Genomic DNA, 24,294 nt, shown 5'->3' with positions numbered 1-24,294 from the left:
TTTCACAGCACACAAGACTGCCGAATCAGTCGATCATAACGTATAGGAAATGCCGACCTGCACCGTTCTCGGCGCCCCTGGATAGGCGTAGACGTTGCCGAATGCCCCTTCCTCATAATCTTCGTCAGTCAGGTTCTTCACGTCCAGATTGAGCCTGATTTTGTCGTTGATCCTGTAATAGCTCAGCAGATCCACAACCGTGTAACTGCCCATGGAAAACGCTGTATTGGCCGTCTGCCCCGCGCGCTCATCGACGTACTTGAGGCCTGTACCCAGACCCAATCCCTTGAATGCGCCGTCCTGGAATTCGTAGACATTGAGCAGGCTGAAACTGTTTTGAGGAATGTTCATCAATCGGGTGCCGGACTTGATGACATTGTCCTTGGTCACTTCGGCATCGACATAGGCGTAGCCGCCAATCACTCGCCATTGCGGAGTCAGGTTGCCGGCAATGTTCAGGTCAAAACCACGGCTGCGCACCTCGCCTGCGGCCACGCTGAAGGTCGAGTCCACAGGATCGGTGGTGAGCACATTACGTTTTTCAATCTGGTAGATCGCCGCCTCGACGCTCAACTGATCGTCCAGCGCATCCCACTTGATACCGAGTTCGTACGACTTGCCCTTTTCCGGATCAAACCCACCGCCCTGGCGACTGGCACCGGTATTGGGCTTGAACGAGCGGGCCGTATTGGCGTACAGCGCCACGGTATCGGTGAGGTCATAGGTCAGCCCTACGCGCGGGGTCACCGCATTGTCGCTGGCCTCCCAGTTTTTGCCGCCCGGTACAAAGGTTTCATAGTCATGTTCGAAGCGTTCGAAGCGGGCGCCGGCCAGGAGCTTCAGGCGCTCGGTCAAGGCCACCTGGTCCTGGACGAAAGCAGCGTAGGTCTTGAGGTTTTCCTTGTCGTGGGTCGGGGTTCGGGTCAAGGCCGGACGAGACTGGCCATACACCGGATCGAAGATATCGATCGGGTAGGCACTGACCGCTCCGCTGGAGCGCTGGATGATCGACTGGTAGTCGTAATCCTCGTACTCGACGCCGGTCAGCAACGTGTGATCGAAGCCACCGGCGGTGAAGTGCCCGGTAAGGTTGAGTTGGGTGTCCTTGTCCGTCCACTCCAGCTTGCGATAGTTGAAGTTACGGCCCAAGGTGCGTCCGTCTGCGGCGACACCGTTGGCTTCGACCGCGTTCCCTTGCAGCGAGCCATCAAGCCATTGGAAGCCGCCGCCCAACGTCCAGTTATCGCTCAGCACATGTTCGAACCGCAGCTGCGCCATGTTGTTGTCGTTGTGGAGTTTTCCAACGTCTTTTTCGCCAAAGAAGGTGTCGCGAGACGCGGTGCCGATCTGGTTTGGGTAGCGCGTCACGCCGCGATCCAGCGGGTGGTTGTTGCGCATGAAGTCGCCTTCGAAAATCACCTTGGTGTCGTCGTTAACCTGCCAGGCAAGTACCGGCGTTACGCCGTAGCGTTCAGTTTCGACATGATCGCGGAAGGTATCACCGCCCTCACCCACGACGTTCAGGCGATAAGCCAGGCGCCCTTCTTCATCAAGCGGGCCGGAAGCATCCAGGGTGCCTCGTTGCATCCCCTGGTCGTCGAGTTGGCTGCCCAGTGTGACCGTTGGCACGGCCAGAGGTTGTTTGGAGATGACGTTGAATGTGCCTCCCGGATCGCCTCGGCCGTACAACATGGTCGCCGGCCCTCGCAGCACTTCGAGCCGCTCGATGCTGTTCGCATCCGGCATGTTCGGGTAGCCACGGTTGATCGGGAAGCCGTTGCGATAAAACTCGCCGGTGGTAAACCCTCGCACGGTGAACGTGGTCAGGCCTTGGCCGCCGAAGTTGTTGGCTCGCCCCACCCCGCCGGCATAATCGAGCGCGTCCTGCAATCGGGTGGCACTGATGTCTTCGACCACATCCTTGCTCACCACGCTGATTGACTGCGGCGTTTCATGGATCGACGTATCGGTGCGGGTCGCACTGGCTGAACGGGTGGCGCGATAGCCGTCCACTGGCCCCAAGGCGGTTTCAAAGTCGGATGTGCCCACGATGTCGGTGGCTTGCAGCTCCAGACTGGCTTTTTCGGGAGTGAGTTGCTCTGCCCAGGAGGAAGCGGAAAACGCCTGAAGCACACAGATAGACACCAGAGTACGACGCATCTAGGAAACCTTGTGAGAATAGCCAAATGGGACGGCATACATGCCAATTGTTCGCGGCGCATCCTATACCATACGAACAGCATTTGATACGTATTCTCATTTGGCGATCTACGCTTCATCGGCCAACAACAAACCTTGCTTGATAAAGGTCTTCCATCATGTATTTTAAATACACCTGTATCCCTTCTGGAGTCCGCCCATGCCACTGGTTCGCGTCGACGTCAAAAAACAGCAGGACCCCACTTTCGCCAAACGTGTCGGTCAAGTGATCTACGGCGCTCTGCGCAGCGCTATTGATGTGCCAGAAAACGATAACTTCCAGATCCTCAATGAACACGACGAGCATCACTTCATCTTTGACCCGCAGTACCTGGGCATCCAGCGCACCGACAACCTGGTGATCATCCAGATCACCCTGAGTGAAGGGCGAACGCTGGAGAAGAAGAAACTGCTCTACAAAACCATCGTCGATGGCCTGAATGCGCAACTGGCCGTGCGTACCGAAGATGTTTTCATTAATCTGGTGGAAGTGAAGAAAGAGAACTGGTCGTTCGGCAATGGCATTGCCCAATACGCCCTCTGATATTCCAATCTGATAATTGTGAGTGCCTGATGCCCCGAGTTTCCCGCAAGCAAGCCGACCTCAACCGCGAAATCATCGTCGAAGCCGCCACGCGGCTGTTTCGTGAGCGCGGCCTGCATGGCATCAGCGTGGTCGATGTGATGGCCGCCGCTGGCCTGACCCATGGCGGGTTCTACGGTCACTTCGACTCCAAGGAAGCGCTGGCCAGGGAGGCCAGCGAGCGGGCATTCAAGCAAGTGGGTACGCGCTGGCGGGAACGCGCGGCCACTGGCGAAGACAAAGCCTCGGCGCGCCGGGCCTTGATCGAACCTTATCTGTCCGCCCACAGCCGGGATAACCCCGGCGAAAGCTGTCCGGTTGTGGCGTTCGCTGGCGACATGTGCCATGAGAGCGCCGATAGCGGCTTGCGCGAACCGTTCATGGACGGCTTGAACAGACTGCTCGAATCCTTCGGCCAACTGATGGAAGCAGGCGATCCTGCCGAGAACCGCCAGCAGGCGCTGGTGCAGTATTCGATGATGGTGGGCGCCTTGACGCTCGCTCGCGCCACCCGTGGTGACGCCCTTTCAGATGAAATCCTCGAAGCGACCTGCCGTTTTCTGACCGAAGGAAAACCTGACAGCTCCAACCCCACCTGATACGCAATGTGATCAGAAATCCCTCGCAGGCTTCGCCAGCTCCTACACTCAGGAGCGCAGTTGCGAGGACGGTCAGCTTTGGTCATTGCCAAAAAGCTCCGCAGCCAGCAATCTCAAGTGACGTTCGAGCCCGATATTGCGATGCACACAGGAGCCAAGCATGCCCGCAACCGTACTGGTACTGGTTGAAACCATTAATGATTACCTGCCCATCCTCGAACATCAGGGCTTCCACCTGATCCTGGCCCCGACCCCGGCCGAGCGTGCCGCTGCCATTGCCCGTCACGGCAGCCAGATCGACGCGGTACTGACCCGTGGCCCACTGGGCCTGTATGCCGACGAAATGGCCGCCCTGCCCAAGCTCAAAATCATTTGTGTGATCGGTGCCGGTTATGAACAGGTCGACCTGCAAGCGGCGGCCGACCGGCGCATCGCCGTCACCAACGGCGCCGGCGTCAATGCCTCGTCGGTGGCTGACCACGCCATGGCTTTGCTGTTGTCGCTGGTGCGCGATGTGCCTCGCTGTGACGCGGCAGTGCGCCGGGGTGAATGGCCGAAGATCATGCGCCCGTCACTGGCCGGTAAACGTCTTGGCATTCTTGGCCTCGGCGCTGTCGGCATGGCAATTGCCAAACGCGCCAATGCCGGTTTTGACATGAGCGTGTGCTACCACAACCGCCAACATCGCAGCGACGTGCCGTATACCTTCTGCTCCACGCCCACCGAACTGGCGCGAGCTTCGGATTTCCTGATCGTTGCCACACCCGGCGGACTCGGCACCCAACACCTGATCAACCGCCAAGTGCTCGATACCCTTGGGCCGAAGGGTTTTCTCGTCAACATCGCCCGCGCGAGCGTGATTGTCACCGCAGACCTGATCACGGCACTGGAGCAGCGTCGGATCGCCGGCGCAGCGCTGGACGTCTTCGATAACGAACCGCAAGTGCCGGAGGCCCTGAAGAACCTGAACAACGTGATTCTCACCCCCCACGTTGCCGGTCTTTCACCAGAAGCGACCCAGGGCACGGTGGAACTGGTGGGCAAGAATCTGGTGGCGTTTTTCTCCGGGCAACCGGTGCTGACGCCCATCGAATTGCCACTGCCTGCCGCCATCCAGCACGCTCAGTGAATCATCCATCCACTCCCGCTGCGTGCGGCGGGAGTTGGGCCAGATACTCCCATGGATAAATCCCCCGTTCATGGCCGTCGCTGAACACCAGTTGCACGCCATACCCCTGGGCATTCAACCCGACCACCTGAACACGAGCATCGACCAGCGGCGCTGAACCCTGCAAGCGAAACGCCCGGCATTGCGAACACGGGCATTGCTTGCGCAAGAGAGCGTAATCCAGCCACTGCTCGCGGCCATCCGGCCAGCTCAAGTGCAGTTGTTGTTTGCTCCGGGAATTGGCAACGGCCAGCGGGCTCATTGCAGCTGACTCAAGGCAATGCGCACGGCTTTGCGCACTTCAGGGTCGCCGTCGTCTTGCGCTGCCAGCAACGGCGCGATGGCGCCGCGCTCATTCAACTCACCCAATGCCAGCGCCGCTTCCTTGCGCAGGTTGCTGATGCGATGCCCCAGGGTCTCGATCAACGCGTCCAGCGCCGGCGCGTAACGCAAGCGGCCAAGGCTACGGGTCGCGCGCAGGCGCACTTGCCAGTAATCGTCAGTCAACGCTTCGACCAGCGCCGCACCCGCTTCAACCTGCCCGACCTTGCCCAGCGTCGTAGCGGCTTCCTCGCGCACCTGCCAGGCGTGGTCTTGCAAGGCTTGGCACAATGCCGGCAACACCTGCGCATCCGAGGCCAGGCCCAATGCGCCGGTCGCGGCGCGGCGCACTTCGGTGTCCGGGTCGGCGCTGGCCAGGCGCGCCAATGCGGGCAAAGCGTCGAGTTGCTTGAGCCAGCCCAGCACGCCGACAGCCTCGCGTCGCACATTGGCATCCGCATCAGCCAGCGCCTGCACCGCCGCCGGCGCCGCCTCGGCAAAGCGCAACTCGCGCAAAGCCCTGAACGCCGCAATGCGCACGGCAGTGTCTGTATGCCCGGTCCACGGCAGTATCACCCTGCCCGCGGCTTCACTTTTGAGCAGGCTTAAGCTTTGCGCAGCGGCGGCCTGTACCGCCTCCGACGGATCGGTCAACGCCTGGCACAGCGCCTGAACCACCGGCGCATCCTCCCAGGCTTCCAGCAACCGCGCCGCTTCGGCGCGTACGTCTGCATTCGGGTCGTGCGCCAGTCGATCGACCAGCCATAACAGGCCGTCCGGTTCTTCGAGGTCGGCCAGTTCGATCAAGGCAATGCGGCGTACCCCGGCATCGTCGTCCGTCAGGCGGGGTTGCAGGGCAAGAATGTCGTGGTTGTCGGTCAGTTCGAATAGTGAGGTCATAGGGCAAATCGCGGCAGTTTGTTTTCAGGAGGCAATCCGAGAGGGTTCAGGCGCGGTAGCTGCCGACCGTCTTCGTGACGCAGGAGTTCGAGGCAATGACGTTTCAAGCGGGAAAATTCGTGGCTGGTGACCAGTTCAGTGGTTCGTGGCCGGGGGAAATCCAGGCGCAAGTCTTCGATGATTCGACCGGGCCGCGTGCTCATCACCAGCAAGCGATCAGCCAGGAACAAGGCTTCGTCGATGTCGTGGGTGACGAACACCACAGTGGTGCGAATGCGCGTCCAGATGTCGAGCAGCAGTTCCTGCATGTTCAAGCGGGTCAAGGCATCAAGCGCGCCAAAGGGTTCGTCCATCAGCAGCAGCCGCGGACGGTTGACCAGCACCCGAGCGATTTCCACTCGCTGCTGCATGCCACCGGATAGCTGATCCGGCCAGCGCTCGGCAAAACCTTCAAGGCCGACCAGCGCAAGGATTTCATCTGCCGCCCGGTGCCGCTCGGCTTTACCGACGCCACGCATTTTCAGGCCGAAGGCAACGTTGTCGCGCACGGTGCGCCACGGAAACAGCGTGTGCTGCTGGAACACCATGCCGCGCTGGGGCGATGGACCACTGATGACGGCACCATCGACGTTGAGCGTGCCAGTGCGTGGTTGCAAGTGACCGGCCAGCGCACCGAGCAACGTCGATTTGCCGCAACCGGACGGCCCGAGAATGCACACGAACTGGCCCGATTCAATCTGGCAATCCAGGCCTTGCACGGCCTCGAAAGCGGCCTTGCCCTCGCCCAGGCTGATCGACAAATCACGAATATCGATGCGCCCTTGCGGCTGTTGAAAAACACTCATCAGGCTTTTCCTCGTGGTCGATGCCAGGGCGTGAACAACCCGCCCAGACGCTTGATCAGCAAACTGCTGCCCATCCCGAGTACACCGATCAGCAGCATGCCGACGACGATGTCTGGGTAATTCTGAATGGTGTAGGACTCCCAGGTGTAGTAACCGATGCCGTACTGGCCGGAGATCATTTCCGCCGTCACCAGGCAGAACCACGACGTGCCCATGCCGATGGCCAGGCCGGTGATGATGCTTGGCGCAGCGCCCGGCAAAATCACTTCCAGCAAAATCGCCCGGCGCCCTGCCCCAAGGCTTTTGGCCGAAGCGATCAGCCGTGGGTCGACGCCTTCGACACCGTGCACGGTATTGAGCAAAATCGGGAACAAGGCACCGGTGAACGTGATGAACACCATCGACAGTTCAGACGACGGAAACATCAGGATCGCCAGCGGAATCCAGGCAACGGCCGGAATCGGCCGCAACACCTCCAGTGGGGGCAACAGCAAATCCTCGGCCCATTTCGAGCGGCCGATGGAAAGGCCCAAGGCAACCCCGACGACCAGCGCCGCGAAGTAGCCGGCGAAAACCCGGCTGAGGCTGCTGCTCAGGTGCCGGGCGAGTTTGCCGGAGTCGCCCAGGCCCAGCGCCGCTTCAACGACCGCCACCGGGGTCGGTACGTTGGCGAAGGTCACCAGGCCGAGGTTCCAGTGATGGCTGGCGGCGAGCTGCCAAAACAGCAGGCAGAGCACCAGTGAAGTGGCCCTTGGAATCCAGCGTGAATATGATCCAGACATACACAATTCCCGATGACAATCACAAACCCCGTAGGAGCTGCCGAAGGCTGCGATCTTTTGGCGGTTTCAGATACGCCGAAGATCAAGATCAAAAGATCGCAGCCTTCGGCAGCTCCTACAGGGATGATGGTGTGTTAGCGAACGGCCACGGCCTGGGTCGTGGCATCGGTGAAGTCGAACACCTTGCCGCCCTGGGCTGTGGCGAATTGTTGGGCCTGGCCTTTGAGCAGGAACGCGCTGAGGCGCCCTTTGGCATCACTGGCAAACCACGCCTGATCGGCCAGCAGTTTGATACCGCTGTCGCTGGCCTGGGCATACACCGCGCGGATGTTTTTGCCTTCCTGCTTCAGGCTGGCCAGCGCCGTAAAAGCCGCTTCGGCCGAGGCGTACTGGCGCACTTTCGGCTCCCCGCGCACCCATATTTCCGCCACGTGGCTGAAGTCGGTAATCGCCTTGCCGCTCGAAGCATCCAGCGTTTTGAGCGGTGTTTGTGCGTAGTTGGCCAGCTGTGCGTTGTAGTCGAGGTTCGAGGCCTTGAAGGCGGCGCGGATGTACTGATCGTCGATGAAGGTATTCAGATCGAGACCGCGATCGGCCTTCTTCAACAACTTCAGCGTATCGATCGCCGTGCCCACGGCCTGGCGGTATTCCGGCTTCCAGCTCAGGTCACGGGTCTGCACGCCCAGAGGGCCGTGGAACAGGTAATTGACCTCGGCATCGACGCCGGTGACCTTGGCGATCAGCTCACTGTATTTCTCAGGTTCGGCGGCCAGCAATTGATTGGCCTCGATGCTTGCCCGCAGATAAGCGACGACGATTTCCGGATACTTTTTCGCGTAGCTCTGGTCGACCAGTGCGCCGTGGAAAGTCGGCGCTCCGGCCTGGGAACCGTCGTAGATCTTGCGGGCGAAACCGCGACTCGGGAACAGTTCGGCGAACGGTACGAAATCCGCGTGGGCGTCGATCTTGCCCGCCTGCAACGCGGAGCCAGCAACTTCCGGTGGCTGGGCGATGATGTTCACGTCCTTGAGCGGGTCCCAGCCCTGAGCCGCCACTGCACGCAACAACATGCCATGGGCGGTGGAAGCGAACGGCACGGAAATGGTCTTGCCCTTGAGCTCGGCCAGCGACTGCACGCCCGATGCGCTCGGTACCACGATGCCGTTGCCACTGCCTTGGGTGCTGCCCGACAACACGCTGATAAACAGGCTGTGCTTGCCCGCCGCTTCAAACGCCACACCGTTGAATGAACCCGGGAAATCAGCCATCGCGCCGAAGTCGAGTTTGCCGGCGACCATCTCATTGGTCAGCGGTGCGCCACTGGTGAAATTCTTCCATTCCACCTCGTACTTCGTGTCTTTGTAGGCGCCGTCGTGGGGCAAGTATTTGTCCAGCAGGCCAAGCTCGCGAATCAACAAACCGCCCGCGGCGCAGTTGATGGTGGTGTCCTGGGTGCCGATGGCAATGCGGATGGTTTCGGCAGATGCCGACAAGGTGAATGACGCCAGTACCAGACCGGCCAACGCTGCACGCAATATCATGGGTGTTTCCCCTCGAATCATTTATAGGATGTTCGTCTCCGCCACGATCAGGGCGTGGTGGGAAACGAGGGGTGTTTTGAAGCAAGCGTCCGGGGTTTGCCGGATGGCATTTTTACTTGTCTGTGGCGGCCTCATCGCTGGCAAGCCAGCTCCCACAAGGTTCTCTGGTGCCTGCGAAATCTGTGTCCCACTGCAAATCCCTGTAGGGGCTGGCTTGTCGGGTCGCCGCATCGCTGCGATGGCGTCCTTTCAATCAGCGCAGTAAATACGGAATTTCGACTTTCACCGCCCCGGTCGGGCAGTCCTTTTCACAGGGCATGCAGTACCAGCATTCATCGAACGCCATGTAGGCCTTTTGCGTGGCCGGGTTGATGGCCAGCAGGTCCATCGGGCACACATCGACGCACACGGTGCAGCCTTTGTGGGCGATGCATTTGTCCTCGTCGACGGTGACGGGGGCGTTGGAACGGAAGAAGATTTCCTGGGCTTGATAGGCCATATCACGGTCTCTCTCTTGGGTGATGCTCAGGCAGCATCCGCGCCGACCCGTAGCCGGTCGTAGGCCTGCATTTCATCGGCATCCAGCGGGATGATGTAAGGCTCGACGGCTTTCTTGAAACTGCTCATCGCGCCGTTTTCGTCCTTCTTCAAATGGCAGTGGCAGAACCAGTCGGCGTCGTTGCGTTGCGGGTGATCGACCCGATAGTGGTAAAGCCCCCAGCGACTTTCGGCGCGGAACAGCGACGCCCTCGCGGCCATTTCCGCACAATCGCGGATCATGCTCACTTCCATGGCGCGCATCAGTTCGTGGGCGTTGTGGGCCTTGATCTGGTCGAGGTCACGCTGGATGTCGCTGAAGCGTTGCAGGCCGATCTGCATTTTCCTGGTCACTTTCGGCGGTTGCAGGTAGTCATTGACGAAGCGTCGCAGCTTGTATTCGACCTGCGCTGGCGGCAGGCCATGCTCGCGATCGAGCGGCGCGTAGACCCGTTGTTTTTCGGTTTCGATCTGCCGGGCATCCAGTGCGGAAAACTCGCGATCAGCGACAAAATCCGCCGCGTTATTGCCGGCAAACCAGCCATAGGTGAAGGCGCCAAGCATGTAGTTGTGCGGCACCGCAGCCATGTCGCCCGCCGAGTACAAGCCCTTGACCGACGTTTCGGCCTTCTCGTTGACCCACACGCCCGACGCCGAATGCCCGCTGCAAAAGCCGATCTCGGAGATGTGCATCTCGACCATCTGCGTGCGGTAGTCGGTGCCGCGATTGGCGTGGAACTGGCCGCGACTCGGGCGCTCGTTGCTGTGCAAAATCTCTTCGATGTTCTGGATAGTCTCCTCGGCCAGGTGATCGAGTTTGAGGAACACCGGACCGTTGCCGCTTTCGAGTTCCTGGTGGAACTCCCACATCATCTGCCCGCTCCAGTAGTCACACTCGATGAAGCGTTCGCCCTTGTTGTTGGCGGTGTAGCCGCCCAGCGGACCGGTGACGTAGGCGCAGGCCGGACCGTTGTAATCCTTGATCAAGGGGTTGATCTGGAAGCATTCGAGGTTCGCCAGCTCAGCCCCGGCGTGATAGGCCATGGCGTAACCATCGCCGGCGTTGGTCGGGTTTTCGTAGGTACCCATCAGGTAACCCGACGACGGCAAGCCCAGACGCCCGGCCGCACCACAGGCAAGGATCACGGCCTTGGCCTTGATCACATGAAAGTCAGCCGTGCGGCAATCGAAACCCATCAGGCCGTTGATCGTGCCCTCTTCATCCTTCAGCAAACGGGTGCACACGACGCGATTGGTGATGCTGACCCGTGCCCGTTTCAACTGGCGATACAGGACTTTCTTGATGTCATGCCCTTCCGGCATCGGCAGCACATAGGCGCCCATGTGGTGGACTTTTTTCACCGCGTAGTCGCCGGTCTCGTCCTTTTCGAATTTCACCCCCCAGCGGTCCAGTTGCTCGATGGTTTCGAAGCTGTGGGTGGCGTAGGCATAGACCGCCGCCTGATTGACGATACCGTCGTTGGCGATGGTGATTTCCTTGGTGTACTGCTCCGGTGTCGAGTGGCCCGGGATGATCGCGTTGTTCAAGCCGTCCATGCCCATGCTGATCGCGCCGCTGCGCTTGACGTTGGCTTTGTCGATCAACAACACCCGCAGGTCGCGATTGCGTTCCTTGGCCTTGATCGCCGCCATGGGACCCGCCGTGCCGCCACCGATGACGACGATGTCGTATTCCTGCTCGATCGTGTTGCGACTCATGCCTGCTCCCCCTTTTGCCGGTCGATCCGCAGGCGGTACTGGAAGGCATCGCCACGGTAGTAAAGGTGTTCAAAATCCACGGGTTGCCCTTGGGCATCGTGGGTCAGACGCTCGATGCGCATGATCGGCGAGCCGGGTTCGACGTTCAGCGCCTGGGTCAGGTCGCTGTCGGCCAGCACGGCATCGATGGCCAGATCGGCGTGCCCGAGCGCCAGGGCGCAGTCGTTTTCGAGGATCAGGAAAATGTCGCGGGTCACCAGGTCCGCCTTTTCAAGGCGCTCGCCAATGGCCTTGGGCAGGTAGGTGATTTCCAGAGAAATCGGCTCGCGATTGATCAGCCGTACGCGCTTGATCTGCGCCACGGTTTCGCCTTCGGCGACTTGCAGACGCTCGGCCACCAGTTTATCGGCGGCGATGAATTTGAAGCTGCGCAGCCGGTTGATGACTTCATAACCGCGACCGGTCATGGACTCGGCCAGGCCTTGCAAGGTGCTGACGTTTTGAAAGGTTTTGGGCTTGGCAACGAACGTGCCTTTGCCGTGGATCTTGAAGATCAACCCTTCCTTCTGCAGATCGCCGAGCGCTTGGCGCACGGTGATGCGGCTGACTTTGAACAGCGCGCCGAGTTCGCTTTCCGACGGCATCTGGCTGTCTTGAGGGTATTCCCCATCGAGGATGCGCGCACGCAGCACGTCACGCAGTTGGGTGTGCAGCGGAACGCTGCTGAGGGATAGAACGTTATCGGTCATGAAGATCACTTGTTATAACGAGTTATGACGTGATCTTAGAGTTCTAATGACAGGCTTGAGAAATATTGTTTGGGCATAAGGATAGATTCAGCACGGCTGTAGCAGCTGCCGAGCAGCTGCTACAGGCGATCAGCAGCGTTTTAGGATCTGGTCCATCACCCAATCGGTTTTCAGCGCCTCTGCGGCTATCGCCGGATGCTGCGCTTCACCGCGGATGTGCGCGTTCATGCCCAACACGTGGTGCCACTGAATGTGAGCGTGATGCTCGATATCAAGGCTGAGGTGTTCGTCTGCCTGCAACTGAACCGGATGCTCATCGAACACCGAAAAACTGATCCGGCCTGTGCTGCCGATGATCTCGACACGGTCTTCACGGCGGTCGGCCACAAAGTTCCAGCAGCCCATGCCCATGGCGCCCGAAGCGAACCGCCAACTGGCGCTGACCGCGTCTTCGGCCGCATACAAACCGGCCTGACGCGCGGTAAAACCGGCGACGTCGACGATGTCGCCGAGCAGGTACTGAAACAGGTCAAAGCCATGGCTGGCCAGATCGGCGAAATAACCACCACCGGCAATCGCCGGGTCGGTTCGCCAATTGCCCGCGCCCTGCAGATCCGTCGCCGACGGAGCCTTGGTCAGTGTCCAGGTCAAGTGCCGGACCTCGCCGATTCGCCCCTGCTCCAGCCACTGCCGAACTTGCTGAAAGCGCGGCAACGAGCGTCGATAGTAGGAAACGAACAGGTGCAGACCGGCATCGGCAAAGGCGTCGTGCATCTCGCGACTTTGCCCAACGTTGAGCGACATTGGCTTCTCGACGCAGCAATGCTTGCCCGCCGCCGCCACTTTCAGGGCGTAGGCGTGATGGCTGTCGGGCGGCGTGGCAATGTACACCGCGTCGACCTGCGGATCGTTGATCAGCGCATCGACGTCGGTGTAAACACGGGCGATCCCGTGGCGCGCCGCATAATCGCTGACCGCCTCCAGTCGCCGCCCCATCACCGCCACCAGCGCCGAGCCGGGAGCCTTGTAGAAGGCTGGCCCGCTTTTGCGTTCGGCCACACTGCCGCAACCGATCATCCCCCAACGGACCACTTCCATAATCACTCCCTGATGGTTAGCCGATGTGCAGTGCACGCAAGTCCAGTCGACCGTCTTTCAACGGCGGGCACCAGTAGTAACCGCCGGTGATCGGGCGACTGATACGGTACAGGCCGTCGGTGATGCCGTCTTCCAGGCCGCTCATGCGTCGCAACTGGGCTTCGAAGGCGTCGAGGGAAAAACCGAAGGCAAGGAACATCAGGCCGGCGCGCTCGTCCTCGATCCATGGCATCGAACGACGAACCACGAACGCCTCGGGCGCGAAGCTTTCCTGCGCGGTGCGCTTGACGTGCGCAGAGATCGGCGCGTCATCGAGTTCTTCATTGTCGCTCAGGCGACGGCCCATGATGTCGTCCGTTTCATGGGACGGCATGGCGTGAAAACGCTTGAGGTCATGCTGCCATTGCTGGATCGCGGCGAAGCTGCCACCCACCGTCCCTTCAGCGCCCGCGCTCACCAGCGCGGCAGCCGCAGCGGCTTCGTCGCGAGGGTTCTCAGTGCCGTCTTCGTAGCCGGTCAGGTCATGGCCGTCGCGGTGCCGGAAGCCTTCGGTCATCTGCACCAGACGCAAGGCGGGGGCCAACGCGGCTTCGAAGGCTTGGCTGCGATTGAGCAATTCGCCACGGTCAGTTCCGTGCAACCAGCACCACAACGCGTGCTGCGTCGATGGGTTGTCGACACCCACACCAGTCAATGCCGGGAACACGCGCAGGCCTTCGATGCGGCCATCGAGCGCTTTGACCAGGGACTCACCGAAACCGATCACGGCCGATTTACCGTCGACCAGTTGATGCAGTTTATCCAGCGCGGCCGGCAGTTCAGCGGCGGATTCAAGGGCGAAGAACATATGACGGGCGTGAGGCGGAACTGGGGTGGCGAGAATGCCCGGCTGGTAATGACTCATATGAACTCCTTTAGAAAGAACGCGAAGTTTAACCGCAGCACTGGCCGTTGTGTGGCCCCAGGTCAAAACTCGCGTTACAAGATCCGGGCAAAACGGTCTACGCTTGAGACACAAAATCCACATCCCCAGCCCCTCTATTCTGCCCATCGCCGCTCGATTGACTTAAAAAGTCGGGTCATTTGGGCGTATAACCATTGCAGCGATTTGCGAACGGCAAGCCATCAGCGTACGGCTGACATCTCACACGGGGTAGCGACATGAGCACAGCAGATCTCCTTGGCAACCTGTTTCCCGAGGCCGGCAGCATCCCGGAAAAGTACCGCTTGAGCGGCCCGACGGAACAGCGTGAATACCTGGTCGACGGCGTTCTGAAAACCTGGGCAGGCCCCCTCGCCCAGGTCCGCAGCCCGGTGTACCTGAGCGGCGCCAATGGCGACGAACAAGTGATCCTCGGCAGCACGCCATTGCTCGACGCCGAAACCGCATTGACTGCTCTGGATGCCGCTGTCCGCGCCTATGATCGTGGCCAGGGTTTGTGGCCGACAATGCGTGTGGCCGAGCGTATCCAGCACGTCGAAAGCTTTCTGGCGCGCATGCGAGAACAGCGTGAAGCGGTGGTCAAATTGCTGATGTGGGAAATCGGCAAGAACCTCAAGGACTCGGAGAAAGAGTTCGACCGCACCTGCGATTACATCGTCGACACCATCAACGCACTGAAGGAACTCGACCGTCGCTCCAGTCGTTTCGAACTGGAACAGGACACCCTCGGCCAGATCCGCCGCGTCCCGCTGGGTGTGGCGTTGTGCATGGGGCCTTACAACTACCCCTTGAACGAAACCTTCACCACGCTGATTCCGGCGCTGATCATGGGTAACACCGTGGTGTTCAAACCGGCGAAACTCGGCGTGCTGTTGATACGTCCATTGCTCGAAGCCTTCCGCGACAGCTTCCCGGCCGGGGTGATCAACGTGATCTATGGCAGCGGCCGGGAAACCGTCAGCGCGCTGATGGCCAGCGGCAAGATCGACATCTTCGCCTTCATCGGCACCAACAAAGCCGCCAGCGACCTGAAAAAACTTCATCCAAAACCGCACCGCTTGCGCGCGGCACTGGGGCTGGATGCAAAAAATCCCGGCATCGTCCTGCCGGAGGTCGACCTGGACAACGCGGTGAACGAAGCCGTCACCGGCTCGCTGTCATTCAACGGCCAGCGCTGTACCGCGCTGAAAATCCTGTTTGTGCACGAGGATGTGGTCGAAGCCTTCATCGAGAAATTCAACGCCAAACTGGCCACGCTCAAACCCGGCATGCCGTGGGAAAGCGGAGTCGCCCTGACGCCGCTACCGGAGAAGGGCAAAGTCGACTACCTGCATGCGCTGGTGGCCGATGCCGTCGACAAAGGTGCCAAAGTGGTCAACCCCCATGGCGGCGAAGCCCGGGCGTCGTTCTTCTACCCCGCCGTGCTGTACCCGGTGACTGCGCAGATGCGCGTTTATCAGGAAGAACAATTCGGCCCGGTGGTGCCAATCGTGCCCTATCGTCATCTGGACACGGTAATCGATTACGTTCTGGAGTCGGACTTTGGCCAGCAGTTGAGCATCTTCGGCACCAACCCGGTGGCTGTCGGCCGACTGGTCGACACCTTCGCCAACCAGGTCGGTCGCATCAACCTCAACGCTCAATGCCAGCGCGGCCCCGACACCTACCCGTTCAACGGTCGCAAGAACTCCGCCGAAGGCACCTTGTCGGTCCATGATGCGTTGCGGGTATTTTCGATCCGTACGCTGGTGGCAACCAAGTTCCAGGAGACCAACAAAGACCTGATCAGCGAGATTATCAGTGGTCGCAGTTCAAGTTTCTTGACCACGGATTACATTTTTTGAAATGCGAAGGGAGCTTTTCAAAGCTCCCTTACTTAAAACTGCCACTGTAACGCAAACAAATGTATACCCATCGATACATCACATTGAGTTTCAACAACATCCGTCGAATATCTTAACCCTTCACAACAATGAGCTTTTTTTAACAGCTGGCATGTCACGCCCAAGCATAATAGCGAGTCCAATAACGCACGTATCATAAGGACTTGAAATGCCCAGCGTCGGCCTCAGTTGCATTCAGCCAGCCTCTTCCTTCAAATACATAGAAGCGCATACGGCTCAAGGAGTAAAGTGTTTCATATACAACGACACAAAGAAAATGGCTTTTTTACTAAAGCAAACACAAAACACATCAACCCCACAACTCGAGCTTCATAAAATCACACAACAGGAAATAAAAAATTTAAATATAACCTTCATCAACAAGATCATTCAATGCGACCCCGCCGGCATGCCTAAAGAGCCCGGAGTAGTACGCACCCTTCTGGGCCAATACAGCAACAGCAACTCAATCCCTAATCGTTTTCGCGCCATCAGCGACCTGAACGGCATCGAAAAAACACAATACAAACAAATCGCCAATGAAACCTCGATTGACGCGTTACGCTGCAACCTGAATCTACTGATTGACGAGGACTTAAGAGAACCCTTTCGTCTAATTTTGAACGAGTGGTCAACGTATGGAGTGTCTGTCAGCGAAATTGACACCAGCACTTATAAAAACTTCAGGACATTTTACGACGAAGCCATGAACAATCACGCAACTCAAAAAGAGGACTATACAAAGCTGGATTTTGCCACGCACAACATAAAGCCCCTCATAACAGACAGTCGTTGTCTCGAATCAAAATTAACACCACTACAAATCTTCAAGGCCGCCTATCAACTCGGAGAAATTCCTGCCGTATCGAATTTTCGATTCATGGACAACCCAGCCAGCAAAGATGACGGCAAATACAGGGAATGGATGTTTCATTTTGACAACAGCAACTATGCGGCCGAATTCAAATTAATCACCACCCGCGTCACAGATACAGCCCGGGCCAACAAAGAGCAATGCCTGGCAGCCTTCCCCTATGACACGTCAACCTCCATTCGTTTCACTCAAAGTGAAGCGGCCACCAAATTTCCAACCATGGAAGATTTGGAAAATGAGTTTCGTGGTGTCCCTGGCGCACGATACGTGGTGATTCGGAACCCTGATAACACTACGCCGCTTGAAACAGGTATTCGAACCGAAATGATCGTGCACCATCGGTCGGCCAGCAGCAAAGACGGGCAGGATCACGGTGAGTCAAGAAGCTCTGAATTGATGACATTTCATGGTGTGGATCGGTGCAAGCCTTTCCTTTCGCACGATGAACTTGCGCAAGCAGAACATCTGACGCCTTTACAAAATTTTGTTCTGGGAGGCTTCACAGCTGTTTCCCCTGACAACTTCATTGACAGCCTTGCAGCTGAAAAAAAGACCCTTAATTCACAAGTACGAAAACTGATAGAGGTTCAATTCAAGCCTCTTGAAAAGTTGACCATCGCCACTTTTAACAACGGCGGCACAAGCGTATCCAACAAAGACCTGTTCAACAGTCAAATGAACACCTATGAAAATCTCCCGGAGGTGCTCGAAAAAATTCCTAGCCTTGCGGATGAAAGCACTTGGCAATCAGAAACAGTGTTGAGGATGATTCCGATGCTGATGAACTACGACCAGAATGCAGCGCTGAAACCGGACTGCACGGAAAACGATGCCCTACCCGCCCGAACGCAACTCAGGGAGAGAACAAATGAAGCCTTTTTCACACCACTTAACAAGGATCTTGCGAATATAAAATTTGGAACCGAACAAACAAATCTTCTCTCACTGGACGTCATTGTTGATATAGCACGGAGCATTCGCGACTTTTACAGCAACCACACTTCACTTTTAAAATCTCGTCAACCAGATAATAAATCCATTACCCTGTTCGAAAGCCGTGCGGCTCTCGCACAAGAATACACTGAACAATTGAGAGTCGGGGCAACCCTGCCTGAAACCCATCAGACCCTCACGCTTTTTATGTACTTCATGCTTGATGATCTGGGCACGGCCAGTCAGATATTTTTCGATAACAATATCAAAGTCAACAGTGCCACGGTGGATGAAGCCGAAGCACAAAAAGCCCGCCTACTCCAACACTTCATCACCCACCGCATACTAAGCGACAGAAACTTTCACTGATTCGCGCTGCGCCTACCAACGATAATATTTCGCCTACCTCCAATGCAAAACAACAACAGAGGTTAAACCGCATGATTGGCAGTAATTACAGATCAACCGTGATGGCGTTTATCGCGCCTAGCCCAAACAACCAAGCACATTCGGCACAACTCACGACAACCAAGAATAGCTGTGACTACATCAAACTGAGCGAGGTACGAGGACGCAGTAATAGCAACATAGAGAAAATGACGCATCCACTCGCGCAGCCTGACGACACAGATTTTTTATCTCCGTACATGATAGACCTGCTCGGTAACACAACTGCTTTGACCTTTGCCGAAAAAACACTCCAGGCCCCTCGAAAAAGACTGCTGGACAAACTGGGGATTGACGATAACCGAAGTCAGGAACGCCATACCCGACTGAGTTCTGATCAAGGCTCAATTTCAAGGTTTTACGATTTTTCTTGCACCGTGCAGCCCATCGAATTGATGTTGAACGGTCATCCTTTCATCGAACAGGAGCCCACCAGCCCATACTTTCAAGGGCAAAAAATCATTACCCCGGACTTCAGGATTTTCAGAAGCGAAGAGAAATTTCAAACGATAGATTTACTGCGATGCGCCTCTAGAGACGATAGTCAAATAGCGTTCAATAAAGCGCCAATAGAAAGACTACAGCACTACAACAATACTGTTTTTGCCAATGAAACCCATTTACGTGAGATGCCCGAAATGTTGAACACGGCGACTTACTTTGTCGAGATGGCTGATTTTCTGACCCAACGGGGAACGCCGGGAGATTTCATTGTACAAAATGCCTTCGAAAGCAGCAGCGACAAGAACACCCCACATTTTCAGTTTGTCCCCGAGCATGTTGCTCTGCCCATTTTTTCCCGCTCGCTACGACTCGACGATGAACTGGAAACACAGATTCTCGACTGGCACCTTCCCTCGATATCCAAGATCATTGACTTGAAGCGAGATGACTGGAGAGAAAAAACTGATCAGTTTCAAAGTGCCTGTCAACGCCTGTTGAATGAGCAACATATCAGCACCACGCCTCTTTTCAGAATGATGGAGGATGATCAAATCCAGATGTACCTTGTTTTCAAAAAAGATTGCTCATCTGTTTGGGAAATGCCCCACGAGGATACGCAGCTCTCCCCCGGATGGGTGGAAGCCTGCGGCATATTCATCGCCAATACTGCTAAAGCAGAGGCATTTAACAACAAGGGAGCGCATGTCTACTATGCGGCTCACAGTGTGGACGCAGAACGGATCACACCCTTCTTTGAAGGTATTGGTTAACTAGAGTGCTTCAAACCCGAGAAGTGCACATCGCCTGATGATGCACTCCCGGCGCAGAAATCCCCGTATCGTTCATTGGGTAGCAGGTCGCCGAAACTTCAGACTCCAGCCCTGCTGCATCCCGGCTGCGGCCAACAAAATCGAGGCAACCCCAAGCCATTGCAAGGGTTCCAGGCGATGGCCAAAGGCAACCCAGTCGACGAAAATCGCCGCGATCGGGTAGATGAACGACAGCGCCCCCGTCAGGGCGGTCGGCAGTTTCTGGATCGCACCGTACAACAGCACGTACATCACGCCCGTGTGCACAATGCCCAGTGTGATGAGACTGGCCCACGCACTGGGTGCCTGTGGCATAGCTGAAAAATGTGCAAACGGCGCGAGTAACAGCACACCAGTGCTGACCTGAATCAACGCGATGAGATGCGGTGGCGTGCCGGTCAGGCGCTTGATGATCAACGCGGCAATGGCGTAAAGCAGTGCCGCCCCCAACGCCAGCGCGATGCCCAACAGGTATTCGTTACCGCTCTCGCCTTGCCCGCCATGGGCGCTGACAATTGCCAGCATGCCGAGAAACGAAACACCCAGCCATGCAAGCTTCTGAAGGGTGATTTTCTCGTTGAGGAACAGCGCGGCCAATCCCACCAGCATGAACGGCTGAACGTTATAGACCGCGGTGCCAATGGCAATCGAAGCGCGCGAATAGGACGCGAACAACAGCACCCAGTTGCCGACAATCGCCACTCCGCTCAGCACCGCCAGCAGGAACGTGGTGCGGGTCAGAATGCCGGGGCGCAAGAAGCCGAACGCCGCGCAAATCAGCAGCAAGGTGCCGGCCCCGAATACGCAACGCCAGAACACCACATCCAGTACCGGTTGCCCCGACACCAGCACAAACCAGCCAATGGTTCCGGAGATCAGCATGGCGGCGGTCATTTCAAATGAGCCGCGGCGAATTGTTTTGTCCATCATCAGACTCCCGTGATTGATGGGCAAAGTATGCCAAGCCATGGAGAGGCATCTCCAGCGCAAAAAGCAGGCTAAACTTGGCATCTGCCTTTTTTATCAAGGCACTTTAACAATTCTGCCTAATTGAGGTTTTCGCCATGACTGATGACATCGACCAGTTGCTGATCACGGCCTTGATGGAAGACTCGCGACGTTCGCTCAAGGCATTGGCGCAAATCAGCGGTCTGTCTTCCCCCAGCGTTGCCGAGCGACTGCGGCGCCTCGAAGAGCGAGGTGTGCTTAAAGGCTACACCGTTGAAATCGACCCGAAATGCTTCGGTTATCAACTCCAGGCCATCGTGCGCATTCGCCCATTGCCCGGCCAGTTGCAGGAGGTGGAACGGCAGATCATGGCCATTCCCGAGTTCACCGAGTGCGACAAGGTCACCGGTGATGACTGTTTTATCGCGCGTCTGCATGTGCGCTCGATGGAACAGCTGGACACCCTCCTCGACCGGCTTAATACCCACGCCGAGACCAACACCGCCATCGTCAAGAAAACCCCGGTCAAGCGCCGCTTGCCGCCGATGGCGTAGGTGAATATCTGTCTCGGTTGGTGCAGACTGAACGACAACTCGACAACGGACTGGCGGTATGAAAACTCAGGCAATGCTATTGGCGATTTTGATGCTCACGGGATGCGGCACCGTCCAGACGGTGGTGCGCGGTGACGAGGTGGCGGCGAAAAGCCTCAAGGAGCAGAAGAGTTACTGCGGGGCGATTCCGCGAATATACAGCGGCGTCACCTATGACTTTTGTGCATTGAATGCGCCTCTGCAAAATGGACGAGATGCAGACAAGCATGACAGTGCCCCGGCCATTGTGCTGTTGGACGTGGTTGTTTCCGGTGCGCTCGACACCCTGTTGCTGCCCTACACCATCTATCGCCAGCAGGCCGATGGCAGCATTATCATCAACGAATAACCCTGAATTTCAGGCAATAAAAAACCCGCCGAAGCGGGTTTTTTTGTTCATTACCGGCGATTAATCATCGCGGCTCATGATGCCGAACAGCTGCAACAAGCTGATGAACAGGTTGTAGATCGATACATACAGGCTGATGGTCGCCATGATGTAGTTGCGCTCGCCACCATGGATGATAGCGCTGGTCTGGAACAGGATGCAGACCGACGAGAACAGCACAAAACCTGCGCTGATCGCCAGTTGCAGGCCGCTGATCTGGAAGAAAAAGCTCGCCAGCGTCGCACCCAGCAGCACGAAGAAGCCTGCCGTGATGAAACCGCCGAGAAAGCTCATGTCCTTGCGGGTGATCAGCACGTAGGCCGACAAGCCGCCGAACACCAGCGCCGTCATTGCGAATGCCGAGCTGACGACTTCAGCGCCGCCTTGCATGCCCAGGTAACGGTTGAGGATCGGGCCGAGCAGGAACCCCATGAAACCGGTCAGGGCAAATGCCGACACCAGGCCCCAGGCGGAATCGCGGAGTTTGTTGGTAAGGAAGAAAAGACCGTAGAAGCCGATCAGCACCACGAAAATGTTCGGGTAGCCAACACGCATCTGCTGGGCAACGAAAGCCATTACACCGCTGAATGCGAGGGTCAGGGCGAGCAAGCCGTATGTGTTGCGCAGGACGCGGCTAACCTCTAGCTGCTCAGCCTGCACGCTGTTATTAACTGCGTAATCCTGTTCGCGCATGGCGACACTCCTGTTGGTTTGAAACGTTCAGTCGCAAAGATCATAACAGACGCCCTGTAACAAGCTATGCAGAGAGTTTGACAGTGTGTTTCATTCAGGTATTATGGCGCCCGCAACGCAAACGGAGGTGTGGCCGAGTGGTTTAAGGCAACGGTCTTGAAAACCGTCGACTGTAACAGGTCCATGAGTTCGAATCCCATCGCCTCCGCCATATTTGTACCGACAAAGCCCTGATTAGTCAGGGCTTTGTCGTTTCTGGCATCTAGAGAAAATATCGAAGCGTGGCATGTGTTCCATAACTATTTTGGAAGTGTTCCATAACCAAGCCTCGTTTCCCCTTCACTCGGCGTTCTGCCGACCGTTAAAAACCTTCATGTAACCTGGTGCTACGCTTCCTTGATCCACGGAGGAAAAAGCACATGCCGCACTCAGATCTACTCCCTTCCCTGCTCTTCAAAATCAACGAAAACCAGCTCGCCCTCGAAGCTGCCATCATGGAGCTCACCATCTGGGCCGAGAAGCGCGGTGCAAGCGAGGTCGCCGGCAACGTACGCGGTGCCTTGGTTGCAATCGACCGAAACGAGGAGTTCATCAAGATGACGCTGGCCGTCATGATGACCCCTGATTGATTACAATCGATCCAATCCGTCATAAGCCTGCTGGCAGGTCACTCCACTGGCTCTGGCCTGGTCAGGAACTCCAGCCAGATATCCCGCTCGCTGGTCAGCGCGCTTGAACAAGTCGGCAAACACCATGACGGCGCGGTTAGCTGCCTGGCAGATGGGGTCTTGTCGAACAGGTATTAAATACCTATACTAAGAAAAAAGCGGGTGGTAGCCTATGCATAGCAGCAGTCAGAACGTCGCGAAATTAGAAGACCACCCAAGGATACTGACAAGGCGCGTTAACGCGGTTGCGAGCGACTTGGAAAAGGTTGCTTACTCGCAAGAGATAAACGACCTCGCAAGCGCACGGATCTTGTCAATGCCACAAATTTGGGATTGCTTAACGGAGGGAGAGGTTTTGCGCTGCGGGCTGGAGATCAGTGATGACGAAGCTCGTGGAACAATCTCCCATCACTCCCATGAAGGACTTGTAAAAGTTGTTTTTGCCCTAACCCAGGACGACTCCTGGATAGAGGTATTGTCTGCATCAATTGAGGTGAAATGAAATGGACCAGTTCCATTATGTAGCTTGTGGTCTCTCCAACGTGTGGCTCGCGAATGGCTACTCCGAGGGCGTATCCAGTGATGGCAAGCCTGTTTTTCACATCGAAGACGTCAAAGGCCTGCACAAAGCCATCGCCTTTTCGCTGGTAGAAAAAGACACGCTTTTGAATGGCGATGAGTTTCGCTTTCTGAGAAGCGAGGTAAAGCTGACCAGAAAATCCCTGGCTGGCGTTATTGGCTACTCAGAAGAAACCGTCAAGAAGTGGGAGTCGGGGGAGAACCCTATACAGAAAACCGCTGATATGACCCTAAGAAACCTGTATCTCGAAAGTCAAAATAAGGCGAGCACGGTTCGGGAGCTTCTCGAAAAAATCAACCACTTGGAGAAAAGGGATACCGAACTTTTCTTTAAGGAGGGGGGAAGCGGCTGGGAAGCAGAGAAAAAATGCGCCTAACAAAGAAGGCATAGAAGATATCTAGCTGACCACGGTGAGACGTGGCCAGCTAGAAGGTGGCAGGCTTTATGCCTGCCAGGAAAGTACTCCACTCGCTTTCCGCAGATACGAACAGCTTGCAGAGGCATTCCGTAGCAGGTGCATATGCTAGTCCCGTTCGACAGTTCTGTCCACTTGATGAGTAGTGGCCACAATTCAAAGGAGATAGGCCATGACCTATACCGACGAACGGGGTACGTTCATCCTGCGCTGGACCCGCCGCCTTAAAAACGGCCATATTCAGCGTGCGGTTGGCAAGCCTTTCAAAATCTACATCAAAGACTGATGTAGGCTTGCAGCCCTGACCAGCAATGGTCGGGGCTTTTTCATTCCATGTCAGAAAAACTCAAGATAGCTTGAGCGAGTTTTAAGCAGATTAAAGCCATACCAAGGAGGTTCAGAAATGCAGATGGATCCAGAGCTATACAGACAGATCAAAGAAACCATTGATAACTTTCCTCCATACCCAGACATAGATGCCCTCATCGCTAACGGCGACCTTCTAAAAGTCAGAGGCGGGTACAACGTATTGACCGAAGCTGGAATGGCAGCAATCAGTAGCTACGTTATCGGCGCAACCATGAGCAACAAGGGAAAGCCGGCCATTTTCAAGCTCTCTCGCCGTAGAAAGTAGA

Annotated in this window: 25 protein-coding genes and 1 tRNA gene; 12 read left to right on the top strand and 14 right to left on the bottom strand. The window is 56.8% G+C overall.

Features of this window, described 5'->3' with window-relative positions; translation table 11 throughout:
• Window positions 1-33: 33 nt before the first annotated feature.
• Window positions 34-2,160, bottom strand: coding sequence for a TonB-dependent siderophore receptor (locus KVG88_RS00740; protein ID WP_150702084.1), 2,127 nt, complete (start codon window positions 2,158-2,160; stop codon window positions 34-36).
• Between the two features lie 199 nt (window positions 2,161-2,359).
• Between KVG88_RS00740 and KVG88_RS00735 the strand changes: the two genes are divergently transcribed.
• The 3 genes from KVG88_RS00735 (at window position 2,360) to KVG88_RS00725 (ending at window position 4,510) form a co-directional block, all read left to right on the top strand.
• On the top strand, window positions 2,360-2,743 hold the full coding sequence (locus tag KVG88_RS00735) for a tautomerase family protein (protein WP_150702083.1): 384 nt from the start codon (window positions 2,360-2,362) through the stop codon (window positions 2,741-2,743).
• A 29-nt stretch (window positions 2,744-2,772) separates the two neighbouring features.
• Complete coding sequence (locus KVG88_RS00730) at window positions 2,773-3,381, top strand: TetR/AcrR family transcriptional regulator (RefSeq protein WP_217869983.1); 609 nt, start codon at window positions 2,773-2,775, stop codon at window positions 3,379-3,381.
• Window positions 3,382-3,541: 160 nt separating this feature from the next.
• Window positions 3,542-4,510: a 2-hydroxyacid dehydrogenase gene (locus tag KVG88_RS00725; RefSeq protein WP_150702081.1), complete on the top strand. Its 969-nt coding sequence runs from the start codon at window positions 3,542-3,544 to the stop codon at window positions 4,508-4,510.
• A gap of 1 nt (window position 4,511) precedes the next feature.
• On the opposite strand, the gene KVG88_RS00720 is transcribed toward KVG88_RS00725, so the two are convergent.
• The 10 genes from KVG88_RS00720 to KVG88_RS00675 form a co-directional block, all read right to left on the bottom strand.
• Entirely contained in the window at window positions 4,512-4,811 is a 300-nt protein-coding gene (locus KVG88_RS00720; RefSeq protein WP_217869982.1) for a DUF971 domain-containing protein, read from the bottom strand.
• Window positions 4,808-5,770 (bottom strand): HEAT repeat domain-containing protein, encoded by a 963-nt coding sequence (locus KVG88_RS00715; protein WP_217869981.1) that lies wholly within the window; start codon window positions 5,768-5,770, stop codon window positions 4,808-4,810. The genes KVG88_RS00720 and KVG88_RS00715 overlap by 4 nt, the downstream gene beginning before the upstream one ends.
• Window positions 5,767-6,615 (bottom strand): ABC transporter ATP-binding protein, encoded by an 849-nt coding sequence (locus KVG88_RS00710; protein ID WP_217869980.1) that lies wholly within the window; start codon window positions 6,613-6,615, stop codon window positions 5,767-5,769. Before KVG88_RS00710 ends, KVG88_RS00715 begins: the two co-directional genes overlap by 4 nt.
• Window positions 6,615-7,397: an ABC transporter permease gene (locus tag KVG88_RS00705; RefSeq protein WP_217869979.1), complete on the bottom strand. Its 783-nt coding sequence runs from the start codon at window positions 7,395-7,397 to the stop codon at window positions 6,615-6,617. Before KVG88_RS00705 ends, KVG88_RS00710 begins: the two co-directional genes overlap by 1 nt.
• Window positions 7,398-7,531: 134 nt before the next feature.
• Window positions 7,532-8,938, bottom strand: coding sequence for an ABC transporter substrate-binding protein (locus KVG88_RS00700; RefSeq protein WP_217869978.1), 1,407 nt, complete (start codon window positions 8,936-8,938; stop codon window positions 7,532-7,534).
• Window positions 8,939-9,191: 253 nt separating this feature from the next.
• The gene (locus tag KVG88_RS00695) at window positions 9,192-9,437 is read right to left on the bottom strand and encodes a 4Fe-4S dicluster domain-containing protein (protein WP_008050632.1); all 246 of its coding nucleotides are present in this window, start codon (window positions 9,435-9,437) and stop codon (window positions 9,192-9,194) included.
• 26 nt (window positions 9,438-9,463) lie between these two features.
• A complete protein-coding gene (locus KVG88_RS00690; protein ID WP_217869977.1) occupies window positions 9,464-11,194 on the bottom strand; it encodes a fumarate reductase/succinate dehydrogenase flavoprotein subunit in 1,731 nt (576 codons plus the stop codon).
• Entirely contained in the window at window positions 11,191-11,943 is a 753-nt protein-coding gene (locus tag KVG88_RS00685; RefSeq protein ID WP_150702075.1) for a GntR family transcriptional regulator, read from the bottom strand. Before KVG88_RS00685 ends, KVG88_RS00690 begins: the two co-directional genes overlap by 4 nt.
• Before the next feature lie 129 nt (window positions 11,944-12,072).
• Complete coding sequence (locus KVG88_RS00680; RefSeq protein WP_217869976.1) at window positions 12,073-13,041, bottom strand: Gfo/Idh/MocA family protein; 969 nt, start codon at window positions 13,039-13,041, stop codon at window positions 12,073-12,075.
• A 16-nt stretch (window positions 13,042-13,057) separates the two neighbouring features.
• Window positions 13,058-13,945, bottom strand: coding sequence for a Dyp-type peroxidase (locus KVG88_RS00675; RefSeq protein WP_217869975.1), 888 nt, complete (start codon window positions 13,943-13,945; stop codon window positions 13,058-13,060).
• Window positions 13,946-14,202: 257 nt separating this feature from the next.
• On the opposite strand from KVG88_RS00675, the gene KVG88_RS00670 reads away from it, so the two are divergent.
• The 3 genes from KVG88_RS00670 (at window position 14,203) to KVG88_RS00660 (ending at window position 19,335) form a co-directional block, all read left to right on the top strand.
• The gene (locus tag KVG88_RS00670; protein WP_217869974.1) at window positions 14,203-15,828 is read left to right on the top strand and encodes an NADP-dependent glyceraldehyde-3-phosphate dehydrogenase; all 1,626 of its coding nucleotides are present in this window, start codon (window positions 14,203-14,205) and stop codon (window positions 15,826-15,828) included.
• A gap of 208 nt (window positions 15,829-16,036) precedes the next feature.
• Entirely contained in the window at window positions 16,037-18,043 is a 2,007-nt protein-coding gene (locus tag KVG88_RS00665) for a hypothetical protein (protein ID WP_217869973.1), read from the top strand.
• 71 nt (window positions 18,044-18,114) lie between these two features.
• Window positions 18,115-19,335, top strand: a complete 1,221-nt coding sequence (locus tag KVG88_RS00660; protein ID WP_217869972.1) for a hypothetical protein — start codon at window positions 18,115-18,117, stop codon at window positions 19,333-19,335.
• Between the two features lie 72 nt (window positions 19,336-19,407).
• Here KVG88_RS00660 and KVG88_RS00655 read toward each other — a convergent pair whose 3' ends face one another.
• Entirely contained in the window at window positions 19,408-20,301 is an 894-nt protein-coding gene (locus KVG88_RS00655; protein WP_217869971.1) for a DMT family transporter, read from the bottom strand.
• Between the two features lie 137 nt (window positions 20,302-20,438).
• Between KVG88_RS00655 and KVG88_RS00650 the strand changes: the two genes are divergently transcribed.
• Both KVG88_RS00650 and KVG88_RS00645 read left to right on the top strand, forming a co-directional pair.
• Complete coding sequence (locus KVG88_RS00650) at window positions 20,439-20,876, top strand: Lrp/AsnC family transcriptional regulator (RefSeq protein ID WP_046038550.1); 438 nt, start codon at window positions 20,439-20,441, stop codon at window positions 20,874-20,876.
• Window positions 20,877-20,934: 58 nt separating this feature from the next.
• Entirely contained in the window at window positions 20,935-21,264 is a 330-nt protein-coding gene (locus tag KVG88_RS00645) for a YceK/YidQ family lipoprotein (protein WP_150702070.1), read from the top strand.
• Window positions 21,265-21,324: 60 nt separating this feature from the next.
• On the opposite strand, the gene KVG88_RS00640 is transcribed toward KVG88_RS00645, so the two are convergent.
• Window positions 21,325-21,996 (bottom strand): Bax inhibitor-1/YccA family protein, encoded by a 672-nt coding sequence (locus KVG88_RS00640; RefSeq protein ID WP_034147218.1) that lies wholly within the window; start codon window positions 21,994-21,996, stop codon window positions 21,325-21,327.
• Window positions 21,997-22,119: 123 nt separating this feature from the next.
• On the opposite strand from KVG88_RS00640, the gene KVG88_RS00635 reads away from it, so the two are divergent.
• Window positions 22,120-22,207 (top strand) — tRNA-Ser (locus KVG88_RS00635).
• Window positions 22,208-22,415: 208 nt separating this feature from the next.
• Complete coding sequence (locus KVG88_RS00630) at window positions 22,416-22,625, top strand: hypothetical protein (RefSeq protein WP_217869970.1); 210 nt, start codon at window positions 22,416-22,418, stop codon at window positions 22,623-22,625.
• On the opposite strand, the gene KVG88_RS00625 is transcribed toward KVG88_RS00630, so the two are convergent.
• A complete protein-coding gene (locus KVG88_RS00625) occupies window positions 22,626-22,736 on the bottom strand; it encodes a DUF2514 family protein (protein WP_496197683.1) in 111 nt (36 codons plus the stop codon).
• Between the two features lie 431 nt (window positions 22,737-23,167).
• On the opposite strand from KVG88_RS00625, the gene KVG88_RS00620 reads away from it, so the two are divergent.
• Both KVG88_RS00620 and KVG88_RS00615 read left to right on the top strand, forming a co-directional pair.
• Window positions 23,168-23,620: a helix-turn-helix domain-containing protein gene (locus KVG88_RS00620; RefSeq protein WP_217869968.1), complete on the top strand. Its 453-nt coding sequence runs from the start codon at window positions 23,168-23,170 to the stop codon at window positions 23,618-23,620.
• Window positions 23,621-24,062: 442 nt separating this feature from the next.
• The gene (locus KVG88_RS00615) at window positions 24,063-24,293 is read left to right on the top strand and encodes a hypothetical protein (protein WP_217869967.1); all 231 of its coding nucleotides are present in this window, start codon (window positions 24,063-24,065) and stop codon (window positions 24,291-24,293) included.
• Window position 24,294 lies beyond the last annotated feature (1 nt).

The organism is Pseudomonas azerbaijanoccidentalis, from assembly GCF_019145495.1.
In the GTDB taxonomy this organism is placed as follows: Bacteria; Pseudomonadota; Gammaproteobacteria; order Pseudomonadales; family Pseudomonadaceae; genus Aquipseudomonas; species Aquipseudomonas azerbaijanoccidentalis.
The sequence above is the reverse complement of the archived record's forward strand: the minus strand, read 5'-3'. Positions and strand labels throughout refer to the sequence as shown.